We start from the raw sequence: 26,871 nt of genomic DNA, 5'->3' as shown, positions 1-26,871 counted from the left end.
ACCGGTCCGCCGGGCCCCGTCCCCGGGTCAGCCGATGTGCCGGATGTGGGACCCGGCGGCGGTCTTGACCACCCGCAACTGGCCGGTGATGCGGTGGCGCAGGTCGGCGACGTGGCTGACCACGCCGACGGCGCGGCCGCCGTCGCGCAGCCGGTCCAGCACGTCCAGGACCTCCTCCAGGGTGTCCTCGTCCAGGGTGCCGAACCCCTCGTCCACGAACAGGGTGTCGATGTCGGCGCCGCCGGCCTCCGCGCTCGCCACGTCGCCCAGCCCCAGGGCCAGCGCCAGCGAGCTGAAGAACGTCTCGCCGCCCGAGAGCGTCGCCGGGTCGCGCTCGGCCCCGGTCCAGGCGTCCACCACCCGGATGCCCAGCCCGCCCGCCTTCTGGGCCCTGCCGTCGCTCACCGTCTTGTCCACGGTGTAGCGCAGCTCGTACCGCCCGTCGGACATGGTGAACAGCCGGTCGTTGGCGGCCGCCACCACCTGCTCCAGCCGGGCCGCCAGCACGTACGCGGACAGGCGCACACCGTCGGTGTTGTCCTTGGCGGTGCCGGCGGTCAGAGCCCGCATTCCCTCGGCGATCCGGTACCGGCGCAGCACCGGGCCGCAGGCGTCCAGCCGCTCGCGCAGCTCCGCGCGCAGCGCGGCCAGCCGCCCGGACCGCTCCCGCCACAGGCCGCGCAGGGCCACCGCCCGTTCGGCGGCCAGGGCGGCCTCGTCGGCGGCGGACTTCAGCGCGGACAGGTCCGGGGGAGCCAGGTCGGCGACGGCGGTCAGCTCGGGGTCGTCCAGGGTCGCCCGAACCGCGGCCAGGGCGTCGTCATGGGCGCGCGCCTGGGAGCGCAGCTCCCGGCGCCCGCGCTCGTCCAGCGCGGCGGCCCGGGCCCGCCCCTCGTCGGCGAAGCCGGCCGCGGCCAGGGCCTCGGTGAGGGCGCCCTCGGCGGCGTCCAGCTCGCGCCCGGCCCGCTCGTGCTCCTCCACGGCCGCCGCGGCCGCCGCCAGCAGCTCGGCCTCGGCGTGCAGGCCCTGTACCCGGGCGTCCAGGTCGACGTCCCCGCCCAGGGCCTCGTGCAGGGCGCCCGCCAGCCGGGCGCACTCCTGGACCGCCTCCTCGCGGTGGGCCGCGGTCACCGACCGCTTCCGGGCCTCCTCGGCCTCGTGGGCCCGGGTCCGCTCCAGACGGCCGAGCAGCCCCTCCAGGTCCTCCTCCATGCGGCGGACCTCGTCGACGGCGGTCCGGGCCTCGGCGTGCCGCCGGGTCAGCTCGGCGACCTCCGCGGCGGCCTCGTCGGGGCCGCGCCCCTCCGCGCGCTCCAGCGCGGTGGCGGCCCGCTCGCCCAGCGCGGCCACCCGCTCGCGGGCGGCGGACCGGCGCCGGGCGGCCTCGTCCGCGGCGGCCTGGGCGGCCCGCTCGGCCTCCGCGGTGACCAGGTCCCCGGCGGCGGCCCGGGCCGGGGCCGGGTGATCGACGGAGCCGCACACGGCGCACGGAGTTCCCTCCGCGAGCCCCAGGGCCAGCTCGGCCGCCATGTGGGTGATGCGCCGCTCGCGCAGGTCCAGCAGGTGTTCGCGGGCGGACTGGTCGGCGTCCACGGCCTCCGCCTGCGCGGTCTCGGCGAGCTCCAGCTCGGCGGACAGCCGGGTGTGCTCGGCGACGGCGTCGCGCCGCTGCACGGCCGCGGCCAGCGCCGCCTCCGCCGCCTCCACCCGCCCGGCCCGGTCGCGGGCCGCGTCCAGGCGCCCGCGCAGGTCCGCGATGCGGGCGGGCAGGTCGGCGAGGTGTTCGCGCACCCGCGCCAGTGTGTCGTCGGCCCTGGCCAGGTGGCGGTCGAACCGGGTGATCGCCTCGCGCCGCTCCCACAGCCGCCGCGCGTCCGCGCGCAGGCGCTCGGCCCGGGCCAGCTCGTCCCGGCGCTCGCGCTCGGCGGCGCGCAGCTCCGCCGTGGTGGCCTCCGCGGTGAACGCGGGGGGCAGCAGCGCCGTCGCCTGCTCCCGGACCAGCGCGGCCTTGGCCAGGGCCGTCCGACGGGCGTCGCGCTCGCCGAGCACCGGCAGCACGGCGGCGGCCCGCTCGGCGGCGGCCAGCCCGGTGTCGATCCGGGCCCGCCACTCGGACAGTTCGAGCAGCTCCCCGAGCCGGGCCCGGGCCCGGGCCAGCCGGGTGCGCCGCCGGTCCAGGGCCTGGGCCTCCGACAGGGCGCCGGCGGCGGCCTCCCGTGCCCCGACCACGGAGTCCACCACCGGCGAGACCTCCTCGGCCACGGCCGCGGTCATCGCGGTCAGCTCACTGGCCCAGGCCCACAGCTCCTCGGTGTCCTCCGGTGCGGTGGAGCGGCCGGTCTCGGCGATGCGCCCCGCCGTCTCCCGGATCCGCCGGTCGGCCGTCTCCACCTCGCGGCGCAGCCCGTTCGCGTGCTCGGCGAACCAGTCCTCCAGGTCGCGGAACACGCCCGTGTTGAAGATCCGCTCCAGCGAGGTGCGCCGGTCCTTGGAGGAGGCGCGCAGGAAGCGGGCGAACTCCCCCTGGGGGAGCAGCACGATCTGGCAGAACTGGTCCAGGGTGAGCCCCACCAGGTCGCCGATGAACTGCCCCGCCTCGTCGGGGCGGGTGGTGACCCCCTCCCAGCGGTCGCCGACGAGCTCCTGGACGGTGACCTTCTGGTTCTCCACCAGCGTGCCCGAGCCCCGCTTCTTGGGCCGCTCCCAGCGGGGGCGGCGTTCGACGCGGACGCGGCGGCCCCGCACGGTGAACTCCAGGTGCACCTCGGGGCGGCGGTCCAGCGGCGCGTGGTGGCTCTTGTAGGAGTCGTCCTTGCCGCGGGCCCCGGGCAGGGAGCCGTACAGGGCGAAGCACACGGCGTCCAGCACCGAGGTCTTGCCCGCGCCGGTGGGCCCGTGGATGAGGAACAGCCCGCCGGAGCCGAGCCGGTCGAAGTCCACGGTCTCGGTGTCCGCGAACGGCCCGAAGGCCCGGACGGTCAGGGTGTGCAGGCGCATCAGCGTAGTCCTTCCCGGAGTCGGACCTCTTCGACGGCGGCCTCGACCAGGGCCGTCTCCTCGGGGGTGGCGGGGACGCCGCGCGCCCACTCCACGAAGTCGCCGATCACGGCGCGCTCGGCCCGGCCCGCCACGGGCGCGGCCACCGGCCGGGTGGCCGGCGCCCCGCCCTCGGGGGCGAACTCCAGCACCAGGGTGTGCGGGAACCGCTCGCGCAGCCGGTCCATGGGCTGGGCCGGGCGGCGCGGGTCGGTGAGGGTGACCTGGAGCCAGTGGCCGGTGTACCGCTCCCACCGGGGGTCCTCGAGCAGGTCGTCGATGCGGCCGCGGATCCGCGCCAGCGGGCGGGGGACGGGGGCGTCGACGAACTCGACCTCCCCCAGCCCGTCGGCGTCCAGGTCGACCAGCCAGTAGCCCTTGCGGTGGTGCTCCTCGGAGAAGGAGTAGGCCAGCGGGGTCCCCGAGTACCGGACCGCGGGGGTGATCGTCTGGCGCCCGTGCAGGTGGCCCAGGGCGGTGTAGTCCACCCCGGCGTAGACGGAGGCGGGCACGTGGGAGGCGCCTCCCACGGAGATGTCGCGTTCGCTGTCGGAGGGCTCGCCGCCCGCGACGAAGGCGTGGGAGAGCACCACCGAGCGGGTGCCGGGCCGCCGGGCCAGGTCGGCGCGGACCAGGTCCATGGCGTGTCCGAGGACCGCGGGGTGCCCGCGCCCGGCGAGCCCCCAGTGGTGGCGGGCGATCTCCGGCTCCAGGTAGGGGATGCCGTAGAACGCGACGGGCCCGTGCCCGTCCTCGATGAGGACCGGGTCCCCGATGCCGTCGAGGGTGCTGCGCAGGTGGACCCCGGCGGCGTCGATGAGGCCGGAGGCGAACGACAGCCGGGCCATGGAGTCGTGGTTGCCCGCGATGAGCACGGCCCGCGCCCCGGTGTCCCGGATGCGCTCCAGCGCCCGGTCGAACAGGCGCACGGCGTCCACCGGGGGCAGGGCGCGGTCGTAGAGGTCGCCCGCCACGAGCACGACGTCGACCTCCCGTTCGCGGACGGTGTCGACGAGGTGGTCGAGGAAGGAGGCCTGGGCGTCGAGGAGGTTCTCCCGGTGGAAGGAGCGGCCCAGGTGCCAGTCGGAGGTGTGCAGCAACCGCATGGAAACGGACACTATCGAAGGGACGGCGGTTCCGGGTGGGAAACCGTCGCCCGGAGGACGGCACTGTGGAAGATCCCGCATCGGGCGGTGCGTGTGCGCCGCCCGGGCGACCGCCTCCCCCCGGCCCGCCCCCGCCCCGGGGGAGGCACCGCGGGCCGCCCCCGGGAGCGGCGGTGGGTGGGGGCGGGGCCCGTCACCCCGGGGCCTGTTCCCCGGATGCCGGTCTGCTCCTCAGGGCCGAAGGTCCCGCCCCCGGAGGCGCCGGGCCGGGTGCGGGCCGCGGCTGCCGGGCCGTCCGCCGGGGGCGCCGGACGCGAACCGGAGCGGAGCGGAGGTTCGAAAGAACACGCCTAGTTCTTGCGGGCCAGGGTGAGGCCGTCGCCGATGGGCAGCAGGACCTGGGTGACGCGGTCGTCGGCGACCAGGCGGGCGTTGAAGTCGCGGATGCCCTGGACGTGCGCCGAGGTGTTGGAGCGGTCGACCACCCGGCCGTGCGAGAGCGTGTTGTCGGCCAGCAGGATCCCGCCGGGGCGCATGCGCGGGACGAGCTCCTCCCAGTAGCCGACGTAGCCCTCCTTGTCGGCGTCGATGAAGGCCAGGTCGAACCGCGGCTCCTCGGGCAGGGCGCGCAGGGACTCCAGCGCCGGGCCCAGTTCGAGCGTGATCTTGTCGGCGACCCCGGCGCGCTCCCAGTAGCGGCGGGCGACGGAGGTCCACTCGTCGCTGACGTCCAGGGCGAGCAGGCTGCCGCCCTCGGGCAGGCCGCGGGCCAGGCAGATCGACGAGTAACCGGTGAAGGTGCCGATCTCCACGGCGTCGCGGGCGCCGGAGATCCGGGTGAGCAGGGTGGTGAAGGTGCCCTGCTCGGGGCCGATCTGCATCCCCTTGCTCTCGGGGAACAGGCGCGCGGTCTCCTCGACCAGGTCGGCCAGTACGTCGTCGAGCGGGGCGCCCTGGGCGACGAGGTATTCGTACAGTTCCGGCGTGAGGCTCTCAGTGGTCCGTGTCACGGGACACACCTTAGCCCGGCGGCCCGGGAACGGAGCGCCCCGCCGACGGGGTCGGCGGGGCGCGGGGAACGGGAGAGGGCTCAGCGCCCGTCGGGCAGCAGGGTCGGCCAGTCGAAGAGGTAGATGGAGCCGACGATCACGCCGACGGTGAGCAGCGGGGTGACCACCTTCTGCTCGACCGGGCCGTCCGTCTTGAAGCCCATGTTCTGGCCGATGCGCTTCTTCCAGAACGGCCAGAAGATCGGCACGCCCATCTTGGTGATCATGTCGCCGAAGAAGTGCAGGACCACGCCGAAGGCGACCGCCAGCCCCAGCCAGGTGTAGTTGGTCCCGGCCGCGTACAGGGCCAGGGTGATCGCCGCGGTCGCCAGCGCGTTGATCACCCCCGAGGCGGCCCGGTTCTTGTCCAGTCCGAAACCCAGGCCCTGGAGCGCGATACCGATCAGCAGGAACACGAAGACCTGTACCGCCAGCTCCGACCACAGGGCCAGGAGCTGCACGATCACACCCATGAGGACGGCGAAGAAGAACGAGTGGGTGCCCATCCGGTGGCCGCCGAAGAGGAACGACAGCATGTCGCTCAGTGCCTCGGTGACCTTGCCGTAGGTCTTGGTGACCGTCGCGCTCTTGTGGTCCACGTCGGGCAGCAGGGCGGCCCCCGCGCACACCAGAGAACCGGCGATGATCTCGCTCGGGCCGAGGTTGAAGTCCAGGCCCAGAAATTGCGTCCCCTGGACCAGCGGAACGACCGCCATCCAGCCGACCACGCCGCTCAGTGCGTGAGAGTGCCCCATCATGGCGGGAACCGTAGCGGAGTACGACGAACAGTGCCAAGGCGGGGTCGTTACGGTCGCCTCATTTGCCACTCAACGCCTGGGAAACCCCTCTGTGACCTTGCTCGGGAGCGAATGTATTGCGATGTCATGGCGCACCATGTAGGTCATTGACGCTCCTCGCGGTCCGTTGGTAGACAACCAACAACCCCCTGGTGGCCCAGGCCACCACCCCACGATCCTGACAGGGGCCCCGATGAACTCCCATCACCCTCCGGCCGTGTCCCCGTTCCGCAGAGCGGCGACCGCGGGAAGCGCGCTCGTGCTCCTCGCCGGTACGACGGCCGCCCCCGCCGCGGCCGACGCCGCTTCCCCCGACGGCACCACCCTCACGGTCGCGGTCGCCCAGCAGGTCGACTCCTTCAACCCCTTCACGGCGCAGCTCGCCGTCACCACCAACATCCTCTCCCACGTCTACGACTCGCTGGTCACCAACGAGCAGGAGACCAGCAACCCCGCCCCGGCCCTGGCGGAGAGCTGGGACACCAGCGACGACGGCCTGACCTGGACCTTCCACCTGCGCGACGACGTCGCCTTCACCGACGGCGAGCCGCTCACCTCCGACGACGTGGCCTGGACGTTCACCACGATCATGGAGAACGAGGCCGCCGCCATCGCCAACGGCAGCTACGTCGCCGGGTTCGAGGAGGTGACCACCCCCGACGAGCACACCGTCGTCATCGAGCTCTCCGAGCCCCAGGCCACCATGGAGTCCCTGACCGTGCCCATCGTGCCCAGGCACGTGTGGGAGCCCATCGTCGAGAGCGAGGGCGACGCCTTCGCCGAGTACACGGGAGAGGACCTGCCCAGCGTCGGCAGCGGCCCGTTCGTCCTCACCTCGCACGACCGCGGCCAGAGCATCACGCTGGAGGCCAACCCCGAACACTGGAACGGCGCCCCCGGCTTCGACCACCTCGTCTTCCGGTACTACGCCGAGAAGGACGCCGCCGTCGAGGCCCTGCGCAGCGGCGAGGTCTCCTTCGTCTACGAGCTGACCGCCGCCCAGGCCGACGCGCTGGAGGAGGCCGCCGACATCGCGGTCAACTTCGCCGACGGCAAGCGGTTCCAGGCGTTCACCGTCAACCCGGGCGCCCGCACCCAGGACGGCGAGGAGTTCGGCGACGGCCACCCGGCCCTACAGGACCGCACCCTTCGCCAGGCCATCGTGATGGCCATCGACAACCAGGAGATCGTGGACAAGGCCCACGGCGGCCGCGCCACCGCCGCCGGGGGCTACATCCCGGCCCGCTACACCGACTTCCACTGGTCCCCCGGGGGCGGGGAGGCGATCCTGGACTTCGACCCGGACGCCGCCAACGCCATGCTCGACGAGGCGGGCTACGAGACGGGCGACGACGGCGTGCGCGTCTCGCCCGACGGCGACCGCCTCGAACTGCGCATGCACGTCCACCAGGACCGGCCGGACAACGTCAGCGCCGGCAAGATCATCGTGGAGCGCCTGGCCGACATCGGCATCGAGGTCGAGAACCTCACCGTCGACCCCGGCGTGCTCAGCGACGCCCTCTACGCCGCCGAGTACGACCTGATCTTCACGGGGTGGACGGTCAACCCCGACCCCGACTACGTGTTCGGCATCCACACCTGCGACGCGCTGCCCACCGAGCCGGGCACCATGCAGGGCGACGCCTACTTCTGCGACGAGGAGTACGACCGGCTCTACGCGGAGCAGCTCCGGGAGTACGACCGGGCCGCGCGCGCCGGGATCATCCACGACCTCCAGCGCGTCCTCTACGAGGAGGCCGTCGTCAACGTCCTGACCTACCCGGACATCCGGGAGGCCTACCGGACCGACCAGATCCGGGAGGGCACCCTGCTCACCCAGCCCGCCGAGGGCGGCAACATCTGGGGCCAGGACGGCTACTGGGCGTTCTGGGCGGCGCAGCCCGCCGAGGGCGGCTCCGGCGCGGCAGGCGCGGGCGGCCCGTCCACCGGGGTCTGGATCGGCATCGGGGCGGTCGCCCTGGTGCTCCTGGCCGGGGGCGCGTTCCTCCTCTTCCGCCGCCGGGCCACCGCGGAGGACCGCGAGTGACCGGCACCCCCGTCACGGCCGGGGCGCAGGAGCAGCACTCCTCCGCCCCGGCGGCCCCCGCGCAGGCCGCCGCCCGGGGGCGCACCGGCCGCGTGCTCCGCTACGTCGGCGGCCGGCTGCTCACCGCGGTGCTCTCCCTGGCCGGGGTGGTCGTCACCGGGTTCTTCCTGTTCCGCATCCTGCCCGGCGACCCCGTCCGCGCCATGACCGAGGGGCGCGAGGTCACCGCCGAGCAGCGGGAGGAGCTGCGCCGCCAGTTCGGCCTGGACCAGCCGCTGTGGCAGCAGTTCCTCGACTACTCCCTGGGCCTGTTCCGCATGGACCTGGGCACCTCGTTCCAGTACCGCAGGCCGGTGGCCGAGCTCATCCTCGACGCGCTGGGCCCCACGGTCCTGCTCGCCGGGACCGGCACCCTCATCGCCGCCCTGCTCGGGCTGCTCCTGGGTGTGCGCTCGGGCTGGCGGCCCGGGAGCGCGGGCGACCGGGTCAACACGACGGTGGCCCTCTTCTTCTGGTCGGTGCCGACGTTCTGGCTGGGCCTGCTGCTCATCGTGCTGTTCGCCTCCGGCCGCGACCCGCTGCCCGGCCTGTTCCCGACCGGCGGCATGACCACCCCCGGTGTCACCGGGGCCTGGAACGTCGCCGTCGACACCGCCTGGCACATGGTCCTCCCGGTCGCCACCATGGTCGCGGTCGTCTACGCCCAGTACCTGATGATCATGCGCTCGTCCCTCATGGACGAGAAGGGCGCCGACTACCTCACCACCGCGCGGGCCAAGGGGCTCCGCGACTCCCTGGTGCGCCGCAGGCACGCCGTGCCCAACGCCCTGCTGCCCACCGTCACCCTGATCTTCCTCAACCTGGGCCAGGTGGTCTCCGGGGTCATCCTCGTCGAGACCGTCTTCTCCTGGCCGGGGCTGGGGCGCCTCTTCTACTCCGGGCTGAGCGTGCCCGACCTGGGCCTGGTCCAGGGCCTGTTCGTGGTGTTCGCGGCCTCGGTGATCGTCATGAACCTCGTCGCCGACCTGGTCTACCCGCTGCTCGACCCCAGGGTGCGCCCGTGAACGCCCCCGCGGCCCCGCCGCACTCCCCGCGGGCCCTGGCCCGCCGCAGGCGCCGCGAGGCCCTGCGCTCGTTCGCCCGGGAGTACTCCCGGCGCCGCGCCGGCATGGTCGGCCTGGCCGGGCTGCTCGCCCTGGTCGCCCTCGCCCTGGCCGCGCCGCTGCTGGTGGACCCGGCCGACCTCACCGTCACCCGGGCGCCCGGCACCGCGTTCGAGCCGCCCAGCGCCCGGTTCCCGCTGGGCACCGACGACTACGGCCGGTCCATCCTCGACCTCATCATCTGGGGGTCCCGGGTCTCGCTGACGGTGGGCTTCCTGGCCACCGTCGTCTCGGTGTCCCTGGGGACCCTGGTGGGGATCACCGCCGGGCACTTCGGGGCGGGCGGCGGCACCGCCGGGCGGATCCTGTCGTCGGTCCTGATGCGCCTCACCGACTGGTTCCTGGTGCTGCCCACCCTGGTGCTGGCGGTGGCCCTGGCAGCGGTGCTGCCGCGCGGCACCGGCACGATCATCCTCGCGATCGGTCTGACGGTGTGGCCGGCCACCGCACGCCTGGTGCGCGCCCAGACCCTGGCGGTGGAGGCCCGGCCCTACGTGGAGCGGGCCCGGGCCCTGGGCGGCGGCCACCTGCACGTCATGGCCTGGCACGTGCTGCCCAACGTGCTGCCGGTGGTGCTCGCCCAGACCACCCTGCTGGTGGCGACGTCCATCATCGCCGAGTCCACCCTGGCCTTCCTGGGCGTGGGCGACCCCACCACCGTCTCCTGGGGCGGGATCCTGGAGAGCGCCCGCAACGCGGGCGCGATCAGCTCCGGGATCTGGTGGTACATGGTCCCGCCCGGACTGGCGATCGCCCTGGTCGCCCTCGCGTTCACCCTGTGCGGCCGCGCCCTGGAGGCCGTCATCGACCCCCGACTCAGGGAGCGGCGTTGACCTCTCTTCTCGACGTGCGCGACCTGCACGTGACCTACCGCTCCGGCGGTGCCGACGTCCCCGCCGTGCGCGGCGTGGACCTGTCCCTGGACCCGGGCGGCACGCTCGGCCTGGCCGGGGAGTCCGGCAGCGGCAAGTCCACGGTGGCCATGGCGCTGCTGCGGCTGCTGCCCGAGACCGCCCGGGTCACCGGGGCCGTGGAGCTGTCCGGCGAGGACGTCCTCACCATGCGGTGGGGGCGGCTGCGCGCGGTGCGGTGGTCGGAGGCGGCCATCGTGTTCCAGGGCGCCATGCACTCGCTGAACCCGGTACGGCGGATCGGCGAGCAGATCGCCGAACCCCTGCTGATCCACCGGACGGTGCCGCGGGAGCGGGTGGGCGACCGGGTCGCCGAGCTCCTCGGGCAGGTGGGCCTGCCCGCATCCCGGGCCGCCGACCACCCCCACCAGCTGTCCGGCGGCCAGCGCCAGCGGGTCATGATCGCGATGGCCCTGGCCTGCCGGCCGCGGCTCATCGTGGCCGACGAGGCGACCACCGCCCTGGACGTGATGATCCAGGCGCAGATCCTGGCCCTGCTCAGGGGACTGGTCGCCGACCACGGCATCGGCATGCTGATGATCAGCCACGACCTGTCCGTCCTCGCCGAGACCTGCGACCGGGTCGCGGTGATGTACGCGGGGCGGGTCGTGGAGCAGGGGCCGGCCCGGGAGGTGACGGGCGCCCCCGCCCACCCGTACGCGGCCGCCCTGGGCGCGGCCTTCCCCCGGATCGGGGACCCGGCGTCCCGGCGGGCCCCGCGCGGCCTGCCCGGCGACCCGCCCGATCCCGCCGACCCGCCCGCGGGGTGCGTGTTCCGGCCGCGCTGCCCGGTGGCCGAGGAGGTGTGCGCGACGGTCGACCCGCCGCTGTGGCCGGTCGGGCCCGACTCCCGCGGGGAGTCCGCGCGGCACGCCGCCTGTGTACATGTGGGGCCGGTCGGGGAGGGAGTCCGTTGAGCACCACCGAGACCGACGCGTCCGCGCCCGCGTCCGACCCCGGGGAGGACGTGCCGATCCTGCGCGCCCGGGACGTGCGGGTCGTCTTCACCTCCGGGTTCGGTGGCGGACGCGCCGCAGCCCGGGCCGTGGACGGCGTCCACCTGGACGTCGCCGCCGGGGAGATCGTGGCCCTGGTGGGGGAGTCCGGCTGCGGCAAGACCACCCTGGGGAGGGTGCTGCTGGGCCTGGAGCGCCCGACCTCGGGCACCGTGTCCTTCGAGGGGGGCGCCCTGCGGTACTCCTCCCGCGACCTGCGCGCCTACCGCCACCGCGTGCAGCTGGTGCAGCAGGACCCGACGGGGTCGCTCAACCCCCGGCGCACCGTCTACGAGTCGGTCGCCGAGGGGCTGCGCATCCACGGGGGCACCACCGCCGACGAGGCCGAGCGGGTGTCCCGGGCGCTGTCCCGGGCGGGCCTGCGGCCGCCTGAGCGGTTCCTGTCCCGGTACCCCTACGAGCTCTCGGGCGGCCAGCGCCAGCGCGTGGTGATCGCCGGGGCGCTGGTCCTGGAGCCGGAGGTGCTGGTGGCCGACGAACCGGTGGCGTCGCTGGACGCCTCGGTGCGCGGCGAGATCCTGCGCCTGCTGCTGGACCTGCGCGACGAGCTGGGGCTGTCCGCGCTCATCGCCACCCACGACCTGGGCCTGGCGTGGAACATCGCCGACCGGGTCGCCGTGATGTACCTGGGCCGGGTGGTGGAGCTGGGGACGGTGGAGGAGGTCCTGTCCGGTCCCCGGCACCCGTACACCCGGGCGCTGCTGTCGGTGCTGCCCGACTCCGGGAGCGAACCGGTGGTGCTGTCGGGGGAGCCGCCGGACCCGAAGCGGGTGCCCGCGGGCTGCCGGTTCCACCCGCGCTGCCCGGTCCTGGCCTCGGGGGAGGCGGAGCGGACGGGTGTCGCCGACCGCTGCCGCACCGAGGACCCGGGGATCCTGCCCGGCGGAGCGGGCGCGCACACCACGGCCTGCCACTGGGCCCGGGCCCTGGAGCGGGAGGAGCCGGGGGCGCCCTGACCGGGCACGGCGGGGCCGCGGCGCCCGGCTCCGCCGCCGGGAGCGGTCCCGGGCCCCGGCGTGGCAAAATGTGATGTGAGTCACTTTATGCACCGGCGGCAGTGCCGCCGTCACCCGGGAAGGGCGAAGTCACCGGGGATGTCACGAACCGGAGACAAGTCCCTGATGCGATACCTGACCGCCTTTGCTCATGTTTCCGACCGGTCGGCACGTTCGCGGTAACGGAGAGCGGGGGAGGACAGGGTAGGCGCCGCTCCGCACGGGGCGGCGGCGTCCTGAGGGAGAACACCCCATGGTGAGCATCACCACCGACGACGTCCACGAGTACATCAACGGCGTCTGTTTCAAGACCGGACCTCCCGGAAAGGTCGGGGCCGAGACCGAGTGGCTGGTCACCGACACCACCGCACCCGAGACCACCGTCACCATCGACCGCCTCGCGGCGCTGCTGGAGGGCTCCGGCCCCCCGCCCGCGGGAAGCCGCGTCACCTTCGAACCCGGCGGCCAGATCGAGCTCAGCTCGCCCGCCCTGCCCGGCCCGGCCCGAGCCCACGAAGCGCTCGCCGCGGACCTGGAGCACCTCGACAAGACCCTCGCCCAGGACGGCCTGCGCCTGGTCGAGTCCGCCCTGGATCCCGTGCGCCCGCCCGCCCGACAGCTCCGGCTGCCCCGGTACACGGCCATGGAGCGGTTCTTCGCCGGGCGCCGCAGCCGCGGCGGCCACACCATGATGTGCGCGACGGCCTCGCTCCAGGTGTGCCTGGACACCGGGGCCGACGCCGCCGACCTGCGCGCCCGCTGGGAGCTCGCGCACCGGCTCGGCCCCGTCCTGGTCGCCGTGTTCGCCAACTCCGCGCTCTGGCGCGGCCGCCCCACCGGCTGGAAGTCCACCCGCTGGGCCATCTGGGCCGGCATGGACGCCGACCGCACCGCCCCGGTCCTGGAGCCCGGGGGCACCGCCGACCCGGCCGCCGCCTGGGCCGCGTACGCCCTCGGCGCCTCCGTCATGGCGGTGCCCGAGATCCCCGGGGGCGGCGGCCCCTGGCTGTCCGACCCCGGCATCACCCTCGCCGAGTGGGTCGCCGGACGGGGCCCGCGCCCCATCACCCGCGTCGACCTCGAACTCCACATGAGCACCCTGTTCCCGCCGGTGCGCCCCCGCGGCTGGTGGGAGCTGCGCATGATCGACGCCCTGCCCCTGCGCTGGTGGCCGGTACCCGTGGCGGTCGCCGCCGCACTCTTCGACGACCCCCGGGCCCGCGGCGCGGCCGAGGAGGCCACGGAGCGGCTCTGCGGCGGTCCCGCCCCCGACCGGAGGCTGTGGCTGCGCGCGGCCCGCGACGGCGTGGGCGACCCGGCCCTCGCCGACTGCGCCCGCCGCTGCCTCGACGCCGCCGTGGAGGCCCTGCCCCGCATGGGGGCCGCACCCCTGGCCCGCCTCGTCGACGACTACGCCGACCGCCACACCCGGCGCGGGCTCAGCCCCGCCGACACGCGGCCCGGCGTGCCCGAGCCGCGCACCGCCCACGCGGGCGCGGCGGACCGCCACTCCCGACACGGTGGAGGAGCCCGGTGAACGACGGACAGGACATCTCCAAGGAGCGCATCGCCGCCGAACTCGACCGGAGCAGGCGGCGCAGCAACGGCCTGACCCTGGACGCCCTCGACGACGGGGAACTGCTCGCCCAGCACTCGCCGCTGATGTCGCCGCTGGTCTGGGACCTGGCCCACGTCGGCAACTACGAGGAGCAGTGGCTGCTGCGGGCCGCCGCAGGACGCGAGGCCCTGCGCCCCGACATCGACCACCTCTACGACGCCTTCGAGAACCCCCGCGCCGAGCGCATCAGCCTGCCGCTGCTGCGTCCGCAGGAGGCCCGGGACTACAACGACCGCGTCCGCCGCGAGGTCCTGGACGCCCTGGACGGGGTCGACCTCGCCGTGCCCGCACCGCGCGGCCCCGGAGAGGACCCCGGCCTGCTGGACGCCGGGTTCGTGTACCACATGGTCATCCAGCACGAACACCAGCACGGCGAGACGATGCTCGCCACCCACCAGCTGCGCCGCGGCGCCCCCGTGCTGCTCGAGGAGGCCCCCGCCGTCGCGCGCCTGCTCCCGCCCACGGACACCGAGGCCCTCATCCCCGCCGGGCCCTTCACGATGGGCACCGACGACGACCCCTGGGCCTACGACAACGAGAAGCCCGCCCTCACCGTCGACCTGCCCGCGTACCACATCGACACCGCGCCCGTCACCAACGCCGCCTACCGGGAGTTCATGGACGACGGCGGCTACCGGACCCGCCGGTGGTGGAGCCGCGACGGCTGGGAGTGGAAGGAGAAGCGCGGGGCCCTGGCCCCGGCCTTCTGGGAGCGCGAGGGCGGGGAGTGGTCCCGGCGCCGCTTCGGCCGCCGGGAGCTGGTGCCCGCCGACGAGCCGGTCCAGCACGTCAACTTCCACGAGGCCCAGGCCTACGCCCGGTGGGCGGGCAAAAGGCTGCCCACCGAGGCCGAGTGGGAGAAGGCCGCCCGCTTCGACCCGGCCACCGGCCTCTCCCGCCGCTACCCGTGGGGGGACGAGGAACCCGCCGCCCGCCACGCCAACCTCGGCCAGCGCAGACTCGGCCCCGGACCGGCGGGCCGCCACCCCGACGGCGCCTCCCCGCTGGGAGTGCAGCAGCTCATCGGCGACGTGTGGGAGTGGACCTCCACCACCTTCCACGGCTACCCCGGGTTCCGCGCCTTCCCGTACCGCGACTACTCGGAGGTGTTCTTCGACTCCGGGTACAAGGTGCTGCGCGGCGGCTCCTGGGCCACCCACCCCACGGCGGTGCGCTCCACGTTCCGCAACTGGGACCTGCCGATCCGGCGGCAGATCTTCAGCGGGTTCCGCTGCGCCCGCGACGCGGAGCCCGCCTGATGTGCCGCCACCTGGCCTACCTGGGGCCGCCGCGCACACTCCACGACCTGCTGTACACGGCGCCCCACTCCCTGTACGTCCAGTCCTGGGCGCCGCGGATGCAGCGGTACGGCACGGTCAACGCGGACGGGTTCGGGGCGGGCTGGTACCCCGACGACACCCCCGAGCCCCTGCGCTACCGTCGCGCCCTGCCGATGTGGGGCGACACCTCCTTCGCCGAGGCGGCCCGCGGCCTGTCCTCAGGGTGCGTCCTGGCGGCGGTGCGCGACGCCACCGTCGGGTTCGGCACCGACGAGGCGAGTGTCCAGCCCTTCCGCGCCGGACGGCTGCTGTTCAGCCACAACGGCGCGGTCAAGGACGACGAGGCCCTGGTGGCGGCCCTCCCGCCGCCGCCCGGAGCGCTCGACGCCCGCGCGCCGGTGGACTCCGCGCCCCTGTTCGGGCACGCGGTGCGCCTGTGGCGGGCCTCCGGCGACCTGCCCGGCGCACTGGCCGCCGTGGTCCGCCACGCCCGCGAGCACTCGGAGGGGCGCTACAACCTGCTGGCGACCGACGGCGAGACCCTCGTGGGGACCGCCGCCGGCGACACCCTGTTCACCCGGCGGGAACCAGGGGGAGGCGTCCTGCTGGCCTCGGAGCCCCACGACGACGCGCCGGGCTGGCGGGAGGTGCCCGAGGGGTCCGTGGCCGTGGCCTCGGCGGAACGCACCGAGATCCACCCCATCGTCTGACAAGGAGTCGCCGTGTTCCGCATCGACCGCAACCTCACCGCCGACGACCTGGACAAGGCCCTGCGCAGGGACGTGGCCGAGGGGCTCTCCTCCGTCCCCAAACAGCTGCCGCCCAAATGGTTCTACGACGAACGCGGCAGCGCCCTGTTCGAGGACATCACCGAACTCCCCGAGTACTACCCCACCCGGGCCGAGCGGGCGATCCTGGAGGAGCGCTCCGACGAGATCGCCGACGCCGCCGACGCCGAGGCGCTCGTCGAACTGGGCTCGGGGTCGGGCGTCAAGACCCGGCTGCTGCTGGACGCCATGCGCCGCCACGGCACCCTGGTGCGGTTCGTCCCCGTCGACGTCAGCGGTGACTTCCTGGCCGCCTCCGCGCGCAGGGTCTCCGACGACTACCCGGGCCTGGACGTGCACGCCGTCGTCGGCGACTTCGAGCACCACCTGGGCCTGCTGCCGGTGCGCGAGGACGGCGGCCGCCAGACCATCGCCGTACTGGGCTCCACCATCGGCAACCAGGAACCCGCGCCCCGGGAGGTGTTCCTGCGCGACATCCGGGCGGTGCTGCGCCCGGGCGACACCTTCCTGCTCGGGGCCGACCTGGTCAAGGACCCGGAACGGCTGGTCGCCGCCTACGACGACGCGCAGGGGGTCACCGCCGAGTTCGACCGCAACGTCCTCAACGTCATCAACCGCGAGCTGGGGGCCGACTTCGACCCCTCGGAGTTCGAGCACGTCGCCCGCTGGAACGCCGAGGAGGAGTGGATCGAGATGCGGCTGCGCTCGCGGGTGGACCAGCACGTGCACGTCGCCGCACTGGACCTGGACGTGGACTTCGCCGCCGGCGAGGAGCTGCGCACCGAGATCTCCGCCAAGTTCCGAAGGGAGGGGCTGGAGCGGGAGCTGGACGCCGCCGGGTTCGAGCCGACGCACTGGTGGACCGACCCGGACGGGGACTTCTCCCTGAGCCTGTCCACGGCGCGGTGACCGCCCCCGGCGCGGTCGCGGCCCAGGTCGCACCGCGCCGGGCCGCGGTCATCCGCTACGCTCGTGCCGTGTTCAAGGTAGGAGTTTTCGGCGCCGATGGGCGCATGGGGTCAGAGGTCGTCAAGGCGGTCCAGGGGGCCGACGACATGGAGTTCGTCGGGGGCGCGGACGACCCCGCCGACCGGGACCGGGTGCTGGGGGCCGACTACGTCGTCGACTTCACCCACCCCGACGTCGTCATGGACAACCTGGAGTGGCTGATCGGCCGCGGCGTCCACGCCGTCGTCGGCACCAGCGGCTTCGACGAGGAGAAGCTGAACCGGGTGCGCGGGCTGCTGGCCGCCGCGCCCGGCACCAGGGTGCTCATCGCGCCCAACTTCGGCATCGCCGCCGTGCTGATGATGCACTTCGCGGCCAAGGCCGCCCCCTACTTCGAGTCGGCCGAGATCATCGAGCTGCACCACCCCAACAAGGCGGACGCCCCCAGCGGCACCGCCTACCACACCGCCGAGCTGGTCGCCGGGGCCCGCCGGGCGGCCGGGACGGGCCCGATGCCGGACGCCACCACCGCCGAGATCCCCGGCGCCCGCGGCGCCGACGTGGACGGGGTGCGGGTGCACGCGCTGCGCATCCAGGGCCTGATCGCCCACCAGGAGGTCGTGTTCGGCACCGACGGGGAGACCCTGAAGATCCGCCACGACTCCATGAACCGGGCCTCGTTCATGCCCGGTGTGCTGCTGGGCGTGCGCCGGGTCGCCGACCTGCCCGACCCGCTCACGGTGGGCCTGGAGCCGCTGCTCGACCTGGGCTGATCCGTTTCCTTCCGCCCCGGTCCGCACGTCGCGGCCCGGGGCGGCCGTGTGCGCGGCGCCGGACGCCCCGGCGGCCCCCGGACCCGGCCGGTCGGCGGGGGAGCGGCCCGGTAGGCGCCCCCCGGCGGCCCGGGGCGCCGGTGCCCACCCGCCGACGGCCGCGGGGCCGGGTCCCGCCGGTCCGGCCCCCCGTCAGGGGGCGTCCGAGACGGGGGCCTCGAAGTCCTCCGCCGGCGCCCCGAACTCCTCGACCGGCGCGGTGACCTCCTCCACGGGCGCGGTGGCCACCGGCCGGTCCTCGACCGGCAGGACGAGGGGCTCCGAAGGGCCGGGGCCGGGGTCGCGCGGCTCCGGCGCGAGGAGGGAGAAGCCCGCGAAGAACACCGCCGCCGCCAGCAGCGGACCGAGCAGGGCGGTGAGCAGGCAGCCCAGGAAGGCGCGGCCGGAGTGGAGGGGCGCCGGCTCAGCCCCGGACAACGGGGACCTCCGCCAGCACCTCACCGAAGGGGAGCCGTACGGTCATCGAGTCCACACCGGCGGGCGGGGCGGCGTAGGTCCCGCCCACGGTCACGGCGTCGGAGGCCCACAGCTCCATGGCGGGGTCGAACCGGGAGCACACGCACACGTCACCGGCGTCCCTCGCGACCCGGTGCACCCGGCCGTTCTCCAGGTCCATCAGGTCCACCCCGGCCAGGTCGCCCGGAATGCCGGCCTCCTCCCGGCCCAGCAGGTCGCCCAGGGTGATCGAACCCTCCTGGACCTGGAACGTCAGCGTCAGCTCGACGAACCCGCCCTCGGTCCGCCGCAGCGGTTCGACGCCCGCCGCGACACTCGCCTGTCCCACCCGGGTGAGGATCCACGTCCCGTCCCCGGGCGGCGCCGTGTCCGCCACGGTCGGGGAGGCGGGTTCACCGCCCGCGTCCGGCCCGGGTCCGGTGAACAGGGGCTCGGGGACACCGTCGCGGCCCAGCGGGGCCTCGCCGGAGCCGGGGCCGTCGGCGGGGCTGCCAGGGCTTCCGGAGCACGCGGCCAGGGTCAGCGTCAGCGCCGCGGCGGCCAGTGCCGCGGCGGTCCTGCGGGGGGTCACCATGCCCCGAACCTAGGCAGGGGAGGGTCTCCGCCCGGTCACGCCCCGCCTACGAATCGCCCGTGGCCGTACCCGGCCACCGCCGCCGGGGCTCAGCCCAGCAGCAGCGCCACCGAGAACAGAGCGCCGAACGCCATCTGGAGCCGGCCGGTCTCGCCCAGCCCCAGCACCAGATCGCGGCCGGTCTGGCCGCCCAGCACCCGGCGCAGCGGCGGCACCGCCAGCGGAGCCGCCAGCAGCACCAGCGGCACCCACCACGACACCGCCACCAGCGGCAGGGCCACCACGAAGGCCCCGGCGAGCATCGCCGCGTACAGCCGCCGGGTCCCGGCGTCGCCCAGCCGCACCGCCAGCGTGACCTTGCCGGTCTCCCGGTCGGTGGGGATGTCCCGCAGGTTGTTGATCACCAGCACCGCGCAGGACAGCAGGCCCACCGGAACCGACGCCGTCCACGCCTGCCAGGGCGCGGCCTCCAGCTGCACGAACACGGTGCCCACCACGGCCACCACGCCGAAGAACACGAACACCGAGACCTCGCCCAGGCCCCGGTACCCGTACGGGGTGCGCCCGCCGGTGTAGTACCAGGCGGCGGCGATCGCCACCGCGCCCACCAGCAGCAGCCACCACGACGTGGTGGCCACCAGGACCAGGCCGACCAGCCCGGCGAACACGAAGCTCCCCAGCGCGGCGGCCAGCACCTGCCGGGGGGCTGCCAGCCCGGTCGCGGTCAGCCGGGTCGGCCCGGTCCGCTCCGCGGTGTCGGTGCCCTTGACGCCGTCGCTGTAGTCGTTGGCGAAGTTCACCCCCACCTGCAGGGCCATCGACACCACCAGCGCCAGCAGTGCCTTCCACCACACGAAGCCGTCCAGGGCGAAGGCCAGCGCGGTACCGACCGCCACCGGGACGACCGAGTTCGGAAGCGTCCGGGGGCGCATCCCCGAGATCCATTCGCTGACCGTGGCCACTGCCGGGTCCCTCCACCGCTCGACGGGCGGCGCGCGTCGCGCCGCTACGACCTCCCCACGGTAGTGCCTGTCCACGGACCCCCGGCCACCGGCCCGCAGCGAGGCGCCGGCGGGGTCCCGGAGACCCCGGGGGAGAGGTCTTCGAGGAGGTGCCGTCGGCCGTGGGCCGTCCGTTGGGGGCGGTGGGGGGAGACGGGCATGGTGGAGGTGCCGTCGGCCGTGGGCCGTCCGTTGGGGGCGGTGGAGGGAGACGGGCATGGTGGAGGTGCCGTCGGCCGTGGGCCGTCCGTTGAGGGCGGTGGGGGGAGACGGGCATGGTGGAGGTGCCGTCGGCCGTAGGCCGTCCGTTGAGGGCGGTGGAGGGAGACGGGCATGGTGGAGGTGCCGTCGGCCGTAGGCCGTCCGTTGAGGGCGGTGGAGGGAGACGGGCGGGCTATCCGATACCGGCGTGCAGGCGCACCATCGGCAGTTCCGAGCCCAGGTCGATCACCCGCCGTGCACCGTCGGGTGCCCACCCGGAGGACTCGAAGAACGCCCGCAGCGCGTTGTCGGCCTCGGGCACCCACACGTAGGCGATGACGAACCCGTCCTCCACCAGGTGGTCCACGCTCGCGTTGAGCAGGCGGCCGCCGTGCCCCCGCCGGGTCAGGGCCGGGTCCACGTGCAGGGCGAAGATCTCCGCGGCGGTGGCGGGCCACAGGTCGGGGTCTCCCGCCGGGCCGAACGCGGCGAAGCCCACCACCGTGCGGACCCCGTCGTTCTCGTCGGTGGCGACCACCAGCCGGTGTTTGGAGGTGGGCGGCGACTCCAGGGCGGCCGTCCACTGGGCGTGGAAGCCCTTGCGGGCCTCCTCGCCGCCGATCTCGGCGACCACCTCCTCGGGCAGCAGGCCCCCGTACACCTCCCGCCAGGAGGCCACCTGGACGTCCACGACGGTGCCGACATCGGCGGGGCGGGCGGGACGGACGAACTGGGCAGCGGACACGATCAGGCCTCCTGGGGGAGTCATCGACACGAGTGCGCCCACGCCGGAGTTTCCGGACCTTGCCACGGCGTGGGAACATCTACGTTGTGAGCTTCATTATCAGAGTCATCGTGAACGCGCTCGCCCTGTGGCTGGCGGCCTACCTGGTCAGCGGCATCGAGGTCCCGACCTCCGACATGACGGAGACCATCCTCGTCTTCCTGGGACTGGGTCTGATCTTCGGCGTGGTCAACGCGGTCATCAAACCGATCGTCAAGGCGGTCGGCTGCCTCTTCTACGTGCTGACCCTCGGGCTCATCGGCCTCGTCGTGAACGCGCTGCTGTTCCTGCTCACCGAGTGGATCGCCGGGCTCTTCGGCCTGCCCTTCCAGATCGACGGCTTCTGGTCCGCCTTCTGGGGTGCCATCATCGTCGCGATCGTCAGCTGGCTGGCCAGCCTCTTCCTGCCGGACGGCAAGGACGACTGACCGGCGGCGGCCTCCGCACCGACCCGCCCCGAATCCGCGGGTTCCCGCCCGTGTCCCGGTCCGACGGCCGGGACGCGGTGCGGGTAGGTTCACATGCGGGCCCCTCCCTCGACCCACGAGGACGGGGCCGACCCCGGTCCCGGCACCGGCGTCCGCACGGACGCGGTCCGGACACGACCGGCACAGGCTTCTCCGCGACCGCCCCCGTCGGACCCCGCAGTGGTCCGACCCGGCCCCGGTCACGGAAGCGGACAACGGTTCCGCATTCTCATCCGTACGCCACAGCACCGGTGCCGCCCCGCGCGGCGGCACCGCACACACCGAGAGGAGGAGGGGCGACACAGGGCTCCCGCCGCCCGGCGGCGGCGGTCCGCACGCCTTTCACACACCATGGTGAACACCAAGTACCGCCCGTTCGGCAAGATGTTGACCGCGATGGTCACACCCATGCTCGACGACGGTGAACTCGACTACGACGGTGCCGCGCGACTCGCCACCTACCTGGTGGACGAGCAGCACAACGACGGGCTCGTCATCAGCGGCACCACGGGCGAGTCGCCCACGACCAGCGACGAGGAGAAGGACCGGCTGCTGCGCGCCGTCATCGAGGCCGTCGGCGACCGGGCCCAGGTCATCGCGGGCGTGGGCACCAACGACACCCGGCACAGCGTCAAGCTGGCCAAGGCCGCCGAGAAGGCGGGCGCGCACGGCCTCCTGACGGTGACCCCGTACTACAACAAGCCGCCGCAGGAAGGGCTGATCCGGCACTTCACCGAGATCGCCGACAGCACCGGCCTGCCGGTGATGCTCTACGACATCCCGCACCGCACGGGGACGCCCATCGCCTCCGAGACGCTGGTCCGGCTGGCCGAGCACCCGCGCATCGTCGCCAACAAGGACGCCAAGGACAACGTCGGCGCCAGCTCCTGGGTCATGGAGCGCACCGACCTTGCCTACTACTGCGGCACCGACATCCTCAACCTGCCCCTGCTGTCGGTGGGCGCCGCCGGGTTCGTGAGCGTCGTCGGCCACATCGTCGGCGGCGACCTCAAGGACATGATCGACGCCTACGAGGCGGGCGAGGTCGGCCAGGCGCTGGCCATCCACCGCAGGCTCACCCCGGTCTACACCGGCATGTTCCGCACCCAGGGCGTCATCACGACGAAGGCCGTCCTGAACCTGTTCGGCCTGCCCGCCGGACCGGTCCGCACGCCGCTCGCGGACGCGTCCTCCGAGCTCCAGACGCTGCTGCGCGAGGACCTGGCCGCCGCCGGGGTCAAGGGCCCCATCGGCCTCGCCCCGCACCAGGCCGTCCCGGCCAGCGCCGTCCCCGTCGAGCGCCTCACGGAGGGTTCCGTATGAGCCACCCGCACCCCGAGCTGAGCTCGCCCCCGCCCCAGGGCGACGGCGTCCTGCGCGTCGTCCCGCTGGGAGGCCTGGGCGAGATCGGCCGCAACATGACGGTCTTCGAGTTCGGCGGCCGGATCCTCATCGTCGACTGCGGTGTCCTGTTCCCCGAGGAGGAGCAGCCCGGCGTCGACCTGATCCTGCCGGACTTCGAGTACATCCGGGACCGCCTGGACGACATCGAGGCGATCGTCCTCACACACGGCCACGAGGACCACATCGGCGGTGTCCCGTTCCTGCTGCGCGAGCGGGCCGACATCCCGATCGTCGGCTCCCGGCTCACCCTGGCGCTCATCTCCGCCAAGCTCGGCGAGCACCGGATCAAGCCCGTCACCGTCCAGGTGGAGGAGGGTGAACGCCGCGACTTCGGCCCCTTCGACCTGGAGTTCTTCGCGGTCAACCACTCCATCCCCGACGCGCTGGCCGTCGGCATCCGCACCCCGGGCGGGTCGGTGCTGCACACCGGTGACTTCAAGATGGACCAGCTGCCGCTGGACGGCCGCCTCACCGACCTGGCCGGGTTCGCCCGGTTCGGCGACGAGGGGGTGGACCTGCTGCTCTCGGACTCCACCAACGCCGAGCAGCCCGGGTTCATCATCAACGAGCGGAACCTGACCGAGGCCATCGACAAGGTGTTCCGGCAGGCCGACAAGCGCATCGTCGTGGCCTGCTTCGCCTCGCACGTCCACCGGGTCCAGCAGGTCATCGACTCCGCCACCAAGCACGGCCGCAAGGTCGCGTTCGTGGGCCGGTCGATGGTCCGCAACATGAACATCGCCCGGGACCTGGGCTACCTGAGCATCCCCGGCGACACCATCATCGACGTGCGCCAGCTCGACGACCTCCCGGCGGACAGGGCCGTGCTCATCTGCACCGGCTCCCAGGGCGAGCCGATGTCGGCGCTCAGCCGGATGGCCAACCGGGACCACCAGATCCGCATCGAGGAGGGCGACACCGTCCTGCTGGCGTCCTCGCTCATCCCCGGCAACGAGAACTCGGTCAACCGGGTCATCAACGGCCTGACCCGCTGGGGCGCCAAGGTCGTGCACAAGGGCAACGCCCTGGTGCACGTGTCCGGGCACGCGCCCGCCGGCGAGCTCCTGTACGTGCTCAACATGGTGCGCCCGCGCAACTTCATGCCGGTGCACGGCGAGTGGCGGCACATGCGCGCCCACGCCGACCTGGCCAAACTGACGGGGGTCCCCGCGGACCGGATCGTCATCGCCGAGGACGGCGTGGTCGTCGACCTGTACAAGAACCGCGCCAAGATCGTCGGCGCGGTGCAGGCCGGGTACGTGTACGTGGACGGCTCCTCCGTCGGCGACGTCACCGACGCCGCGCTGAAGGACCGCCGCATCCTCGGCGAGGAGGGCTTCATCTCCGTCGTCGTGGCCGTGGACTCCGGCACCGGCAAGATCCTGGGCGACCCGGAGATCCACACCCGGGGCGCGGGCATCGGCGCCGACGCCTACGACGACGTCATCGACAAGATCCAGGACGCCCTGGACAAGGCGGCCCGGGACGGGGTCAACGACCCCCACCAGCTGCGCCAGCTCATCCGGCGCAGCACCGGCCGGTGGGTCAACGACACCTACCGCCGCCGCCCGATGATCATCCCGGTCCTGGTCGAGGTCTGACCCGGAGCGGGGAGGGGGCCCGGAGCGGCCCGGGGTCGATCCGACGGATCGACCCCGGGCCGCTCCGCGTTCCGCGCGACACGCCGCGCGGGAGGGGGCCCGCGGGGTGGACGACTCGATAGGCTGCCCGCCGTGGCGGGACCCGCGCCCGCCGGACGAGACCGCTCCCCCCGTACGGAGGTGACCCCATGTCCCCGCGCGCCTCCTCAGGCGGTTCCGGGCGCAAGAAGCCCGCGGCCCGCAGACCCGCGGCCAAGCGGATGCCCGACGGTCCCATCGCGTTCGCGGTCACCATGTTCGGACAGTTCCTGCTGGTGCTGTGGAAGCTCGTCGCGCACACCGTCGGCGGGGCGGCCCGCGCGGTGGGCCGCAGCGCCCGCGACCTCGATCCGGACCTGCGCCGGGACGGGGCCGGCCTGTTGCTGCTGGCGGCCGGGGTCCTGGTCGCCGCGGCCGTGTGGTGGGAGAGCGACGGGCCGCTGCCCGAGTACACCCGCCTGGTCGTCGTCGGCGCGTTCGGGACGTTCTCCCCGATCCTGCCGCTGCTGTTCCTGCCGCTGGCGATCCGCCTGATGCGCACCCCGGGTACGGCCAAGGAGGGCGACGCCGGGAGGCTGTTCATCGGCACCAGCGCGATCCTGCTGGGCCTGCTCGGCCTCATCCACATCGCCAACGGCATCCCGCAGCCCTCCGAGGGGCTGGAGGCGCTCCAGGAGGCGGGCGGCCTCATCGGGTTCGTGGCCTCCGGCCCGCTCAGCGCCGTCATCACCCCCTGGCTCACCGGGGTGCTGCTGGCCCTGGTGCTGATGTTCGGGATCCTCGTGGTCACCTCCACCCCCATCCGGCGCATCCCCGAGCGGCTGCACACGCTCTTCGGCGCCCTCATGGAGCGCGACACCGGCCCCGACTCCGGGATCGGCCTGCTGGGCGCGGAACCCGAGAAGAAGCCCGCCCGCAAGCGCCGCCCCGCCAGGAAGGCGGAGAAGGAGAACACGGCCGGGACCGTCGCGGGCGACCACGAGCGCCCCTACGACAGCCCGGTGCTGGCCGAGGAGGCCCTCGCCCCGGCGCTGACCGACGAGGAGGAGGCGGCCGCGGCCGCCGGGGGGAACGGCACCGGCAAGAAGGGGCGCAAGAAGCTCCCCGTCCCCGACCCCACCCCCGCGCCCGCCGCCACCGAGCAGCTCACGATCCCCTCCCGGGTGGTGGAGGGCGACTACGAGCTGCCCCCGCCCGCCATGCTCAAGCCGGGCAGCCCGGTGAAGCCGCGCACCAAGGCCAACGACGACGTGGTGGACGCGCTCACCGGCGTGCTCACCCAGTTCGGCATCGACGCCGAGGTCACCGGGTTCAGCCGGGGGCCGACGGTCACCCGCTACGAGATCGAGCTGGGCCCGGCCGTCAAGGTCGAGAAGGTCACCGCGCTGGCCAAGAACATCTCCCTGGCGGTCAAGAGCGCCGACGTGCGCATCCAGTCGCCGATCCCCGGCAAGTCCGCGATCGGCGTGGAGATCCCCAACACGGACAAGGACATCGTCAGCCTGGGCGACGTGCTCGGCTCCCCGGCGGCCACCTCCGACGACCACCCCATGCTGGTGGGGCTGGGCAAGGACATCGAGGGCAGCAACGTCGTCGCCAACCTGGCGAAGATGCCGCACGTGCTGGTCGCCGGCGCCACCGGCGCGGGCAAGTCCACCTGCATCAACGGGCTCATCACCTCGCTGATGATGCGGGCCGCCCCCGACGAGGTGCGGATGATCCTGGTCGACCCCAAGCGGGTCGAGCTGACCATGTACGAGGGCATCCCGCACCTGATCACGCCCATCATCACCAACCCCAAGCGGGCCGCCGAGGCCCTGCAGTGGGTGGTGGGGGAGATGGACCGCCGCTACGACGACCTGGCCGCCTCCGGGTACCGGCACATCGACGACTTCAACGCCGCGGTGCGCACAGGGGAGCTCACCGCCCCGCTCGGCAGCGAGCGGGTGTACGAGCCCTACCCGTACCTGCTGGTGATCGTGGACGAGCTGGCGGACCTGATGATGGTCGCCCCGCGCGACGTCGAGGACTCTGTCGTGCGCATCACCCAGCTGGCCCGGGCCGCCGGGATCCACCTGGTGCTGGCGACCCAGCGGCCCAGCGTCGACGTCGTCACCGGCCTGATCAAGGCGAACGTGCCCTCCCGGCTGGCGTTCGCCACATCCAGCCTCGCCGACAGCCGCGTCATCCTCGACCAGCCCGGCGCCGAGAAGCTGGTGGGCAAGGGCGACGCGCTGTTCCTGCCGATGGGCGCGGGCAAGCCCATCCGGCTCCAGAACGCCTGGGTGTCGGAGAAGGAGATCCGGGCGATCGTCGACCACTGCAAGAAGCAGGCCGAGCCCAGCTACCGCGAGGACGTCGCGGTCGCCGACACCAAGAAGAAGGAGATCGACGAGGAGATCGGCGACGACCTCGACCTGCTGCTGCAGGCCGTCGAGCTGGTGGTCACCACCCAGTTCGGGTCGACCTCGATGCTCCAGCGCAAGCTCCGCGTCGGCTTCGCCAAGGCGGGCCGCCTGATGGACCTCATGGAGAGCCGCGACGTCGTCGGCCCCAGCGAGGGCTCCAAGGCCCGCGACGTGCTCGTGACGCCCGACGACCTGCCCGCCGTCCTCGCCGACATCCGCGGGGGCTGAACCCGGCCCTCTCCGCGCTCCGCCGGGCTTCGTCCGCCCGTCGTCCGCCACCGCCCGCCCGTCGCCCACCACCGCCCGCCCGTCGCCCACCACCACCCTCAACGGACGGCCTGCGGCCGCG

Annotated in this window: 22 protein-coding genes; 14 read left to right on the top strand and 8 right to left on the bottom strand. The window is 73.9% G+C overall.

Features of this window, described 5'->3' with window-relative positions; genetic code table 11:
- Nucleotides 1-27: 27 nt before the first annotated feature.
- The 4 genes from ACSUPR_RS08890 to ACSUPR_RS08875 form a co-directional block, all read right to left on the bottom strand.
- Complete coding sequence (locus ACSUPR_RS08890; protein WP_436890670.1) at nt 28-2,997, bottom strand: AAA family ATPase; 2,970 nt, start codon at nt 2,995-2,997, stop codon at nt 28-30.
- Nucleotides 2,997-4,142: an exonuclease SbcCD subunit D gene (locus ACSUPR_RS08885; RefSeq protein WP_436890669.1), complete on the bottom strand. Its 1,146-nt coding sequence runs from the start codon at nt 4,140-4,142 to the stop codon at nt 2,997-2,999. Before ACSUPR_RS08885 ends, ACSUPR_RS08890 begins: the two co-directional genes overlap by 1 nt.
- Nucleotides 4,143-4,492: 350 nt before the next feature.
- Nucleotides 4,493-5,152 (bottom strand): O-methyltransferase, encoded by a 660-nt coding sequence (locus ACSUPR_RS08880; protein WP_436890668.1) that lies wholly within the window; start codon nt 5,150-5,152, stop codon nt 4,493-4,495.
- Nucleotides 5,153-5,232: 80 nt separating this feature from the next.
- Nucleotides 5,233-5,949, bottom strand: coding sequence for a metal-dependent hydrolase (locus ACSUPR_RS08875; protein WP_436890667.1), 717 nt, complete (start codon nt 5,947-5,949; stop codon nt 5,233-5,235).
- Between the two features lie 232 nt (nt 5,950-6,181).
- Here ACSUPR_RS08875 and ACSUPR_RS08870 point away from each other — a divergent pair, with 232 nt between their 5' ends.
- The 10 genes from ACSUPR_RS08870 to dapB all read left to right on the top strand — a co-directional run bounded on the left by ACSUPR_RS08870 (nt 6,182) and on the right by dapB (nt 17,527).
- Complete coding sequence (locus tag ACSUPR_RS08870; RefSeq protein ID WP_436890666.1) at nt 6,182-8,035, top strand: ABC transporter substrate-binding protein; 1,854 nt, start codon at nt 6,182-6,184, stop codon at nt 8,033-8,035.
- Nucleotides 8,032-9,099, top strand: coding sequence for an ABC transporter permease (locus ACSUPR_RS08865; RefSeq protein ID WP_436890665.1), 1,068 nt, complete (start codon nt 8,032-8,034; stop codon nt 9,097-9,099). Before ACSUPR_RS08870 ends, ACSUPR_RS08865 begins: the two co-directional genes overlap by 4 nt.
- The gene (locus tag ACSUPR_RS08860; protein WP_436890664.1) at nt 9,096-10,031 is read left to right on the top strand and encodes an ABC transporter permease; all 936 of its coding nucleotides are present in this window, start codon (nt 9,096-9,098) and stop codon (nt 10,029-10,031) included. The genes ACSUPR_RS08865 and ACSUPR_RS08860 overlap by 4 nt, the downstream gene beginning before the upstream one ends.
- Nucleotides 10,028-11,026: an ABC transporter ATP-binding protein gene (locus ACSUPR_RS08855; RefSeq protein ID WP_436890663.1), complete on the top strand. Its 999-nt coding sequence runs from the start codon at nt 10,028-10,030 to the stop codon at nt 11,024-11,026. The genes ACSUPR_RS08860 and ACSUPR_RS08855 overlap by 4 nt, the downstream gene beginning before the upstream one ends.
- On the top strand, nt 11,023-12,081 hold the full coding sequence (locus ACSUPR_RS08850; RefSeq protein WP_436890662.1) for an ABC transporter ATP-binding protein: 1,059 nt from the start codon (nt 11,023-11,025) through the stop codon (nt 12,079-12,081). Before ACSUPR_RS08855 ends, ACSUPR_RS08850 begins: the two co-directional genes overlap by 4 nt.
- Nucleotides 12,082-12,373: 292 nt before the next feature.
- Nucleotides 12,374-13,657, top strand: a complete 1,284-nt coding sequence (gene egtA / locus ACSUPR_RS08845) for an ergothioneine biosynthesis glutamate--cysteine ligase EgtA (protein WP_436890661.1) — start codon at nt 12,374-12,376, stop codon at nt 13,655-13,657.
- Nucleotides 13,654-14,997: an ergothioneine biosynthesis protein EgtB gene (gene egtB, locus ACSUPR_RS08840; RefSeq protein WP_436890660.1), complete on the top strand. Its 1,344-nt coding sequence runs from the start codon at nt 13,654-13,656 to the stop codon at nt 14,995-14,997. Before egtA ends, egtB begins: the two co-directional genes overlap by 4 nt.
- The gene (egtC, locus tag ACSUPR_RS08835; RefSeq protein WP_436890659.1) at nt 14,997-15,728 is read left to right on the top strand and encodes an ergothioneine biosynthesis protein EgtC; all 732 of its coding nucleotides are present in this window, start codon (nt 14,997-14,999) and stop codon (nt 15,726-15,728) included. The genes egtB and egtC overlap by 1 nt, the downstream gene beginning before the upstream one ends.
- Nucleotides 15,729-15,740: 12 nt before the next feature.
- Nucleotides 15,741-16,715 (top strand): L-histidine N(alpha)-methyltransferase, encoded by a 975-nt coding sequence (gene egtD, locus ACSUPR_RS08830; protein WP_436890658.1) that lies wholly within the window; start codon nt 15,741-15,743, stop codon nt 16,713-16,715.
- Nucleotides 16,716-16,819: 104 nt separating this feature from the next.
- Entirely contained in the window at nt 16,820-17,527 is a 708-nt protein-coding gene (dapB, locus tag ACSUPR_RS08825; RefSeq protein WP_436890657.1) for a 4-hydroxy-tetrahydrodipicolinate reductase, read from the top strand.
- Nucleotides 17,528-17,719: 192 nt separating this feature from the next.
- On the opposite strand, the gene ACSUPR_RS08820 is transcribed toward dapB, so the two are convergent.
- The 4 genes from ACSUPR_RS08820 to ACSUPR_RS08805 all read right to left on the bottom strand — a co-directional run bounded on the left by ACSUPR_RS08820 (nt 17,720) and on the right by ACSUPR_RS08805 (nt 20,564).
- Nucleotides 17,720-18,004 (bottom strand): hypothetical protein, encoded by a 285-nt coding sequence (locus tag ACSUPR_RS08820; protein WP_436890656.1) that lies wholly within the window; start codon nt 18,002-18,004, stop codon nt 17,720-17,722.
- Nucleotides 17,991-18,617 (bottom strand): hypothetical protein, encoded by a 627-nt coding sequence (locus ACSUPR_RS08815; protein WP_436890655.1) that lies wholly within the window; start codon nt 18,615-18,617, stop codon nt 17,991-17,993. The genes ACSUPR_RS08820 and ACSUPR_RS08815 overlap by 14 nt, the downstream gene beginning before the upstream one ends.
- A gap of 89 nt (nt 18,618-18,706) precedes the next feature.
- The gene (locus tag ACSUPR_RS08810; protein WP_436890654.1) at nt 18,707-19,579 is read right to left on the bottom strand and encodes a 1,4-dihydroxy-2-naphthoate polyprenyltransferase; all 873 of its coding nucleotides are present in this window, start codon (nt 19,577-19,579) and stop codon (nt 18,707-18,709) included.
- Nucleotides 19,580-20,012: 433 nt separating this feature from the next.
- Entirely contained in the window at nt 20,013-20,564 is a 552-nt protein-coding gene (locus ACSUPR_RS08805; RefSeq protein WP_436890653.1) for an N-acetyltransferase family protein, read from the bottom strand.
- Nucleotides 20,565-20,650: 86 nt separating this feature from the next.
- On the opposite strand from ACSUPR_RS08805, the gene ACSUPR_RS08800 reads away from it, so the two are divergent.
- The 4 genes from ACSUPR_RS08800 (at nt 20,651) to ACSUPR_RS08785 (ending at nt 26,750) form a co-directional block, all read left to right on the top strand.
- A complete protein-coding gene (locus ACSUPR_RS08800; RefSeq protein ID WP_436890652.1) occupies nt 20,651-21,031 on the top strand; it encodes a phage holin family protein in 381 nt (126 codons plus the stop codon).
- A gap of 390 nt (nt 21,032-21,421) precedes the next feature.
- On the top strand, nt 21,422-22,393 hold the full coding sequence (gene dapA, locus ACSUPR_RS08795; RefSeq protein ID WP_436890651.1) for a 4-hydroxy-tetrahydrodipicolinate synthase: 972 nt from the start codon (nt 21,422-21,424) through the stop codon (nt 22,391-22,393).
- Nucleotides 22,390-24,075, top strand: coding sequence for a ribonuclease J (locus ACSUPR_RS08790; RefSeq protein ID WP_436890650.1), 1,686 nt, complete (start codon nt 22,390-22,392; stop codon nt 24,073-24,075). Before dapA ends, ACSUPR_RS08790 begins: the two co-directional genes overlap by 4 nt.
- Nucleotides 24,076-24,263: 188 nt before the next feature.
- On the top strand, nt 24,264-26,750 hold the full coding sequence (locus tag ACSUPR_RS08785; protein WP_436890649.1) for a DNA translocase FtsK: 2,487 nt from the start codon (nt 24,264-24,266) through the stop codon (nt 26,748-26,750).
- Nucleotides 26,751-26,871 lie beyond the last annotated feature (121 nt).

Origin of the sequence: Nocardiopsis dassonvillei, assembly GCF_964273065.1 — a bacterium.
GTDB classification, from domain to species: Bacteria; Actinomycetota; Actinomycetes; order Streptosporangiales; family Streptosporangiaceae; genus Nocardiopsis; species Nocardiopsis dassonvillei_B.
Note: the sequence above shows the minus strand (reverse complement) of the source record. Positions and strands in the feature narration are given on the sequence as shown.

Coding starts and splice junctions, on each gene's coding strand:
- ACSUPR_RS08875 (WP_436890667.1), bottom strand. CDS start 5,949: ATGATGGGGCACTCTCACGCACTGAGCGGCGTGGTCGGCTGGATGGCG.
- dapB (WP_436890657.1), top strand. CDS start 16,820: ATGGGGTCAGAGGTCGTCAAGGCGGTCCAGGGGGCCGACGACATGGAG.
- ACSUPR_RS08885 (WP_436890669.1), bottom strand. CDS start 4,142: ATGCGGTTGCTGCACACCTCCGACTGGCACCTGGGCCGCTCCTTCCAC.
- egtA (WP_436890661.1), top strand. CDS start 12,374: ATGGTGAGCATCACCACCGACGACGTCCACGAGTACATCAACGGCGTC.
- ACSUPR_RS08870 (WP_436890666.1), top strand. CDS start 6,182: ATGAACTCCCATCACCCTCCGGCCGTGTCCCCGTTCCGCAGAGCGGCG.
- ACSUPR_RS08790 (WP_436890650.1), top strand. CDS start 22,390: ATGAGCCACCCGCACCCCGAGCTGAGCTCGCCCCCGCCCCAGGGCGAC.
- ACSUPR_RS08785 (WP_436890649.1), top strand. CDS start 24,264: ATGTCCCCGCGCGCCTCCTCAGGCGGTTCCGGGCGCAAGAAGCCCGCG.
- egtC (WP_436890659.1), top strand. CDS start 14,997: ATGTGCCGCCACCTGGCCTACCTGGGGCCGCCGCGCACACTCCACGAC.
- ACSUPR_RS08815 (WP_436890655.1), bottom strand. CDS start 18,617: ATGGTGACCCCCCGCAGGACCGCCGCGGCACTGGCCGCCGCGGCGCTG.
- ACSUPR_RS08890 (WP_436890670.1), bottom strand. CDS start 2,997: ATGCGCCTGCACACCCTGACCGTCCGGGCCTTCGGGCCGTTCGCGGAC.
- dapA (WP_436890651.1), top strand. CDS start 21,422: ATGGTGAACACCAAGTACCGCCCGTTCGGCAAGATGTTGACCGCGATG.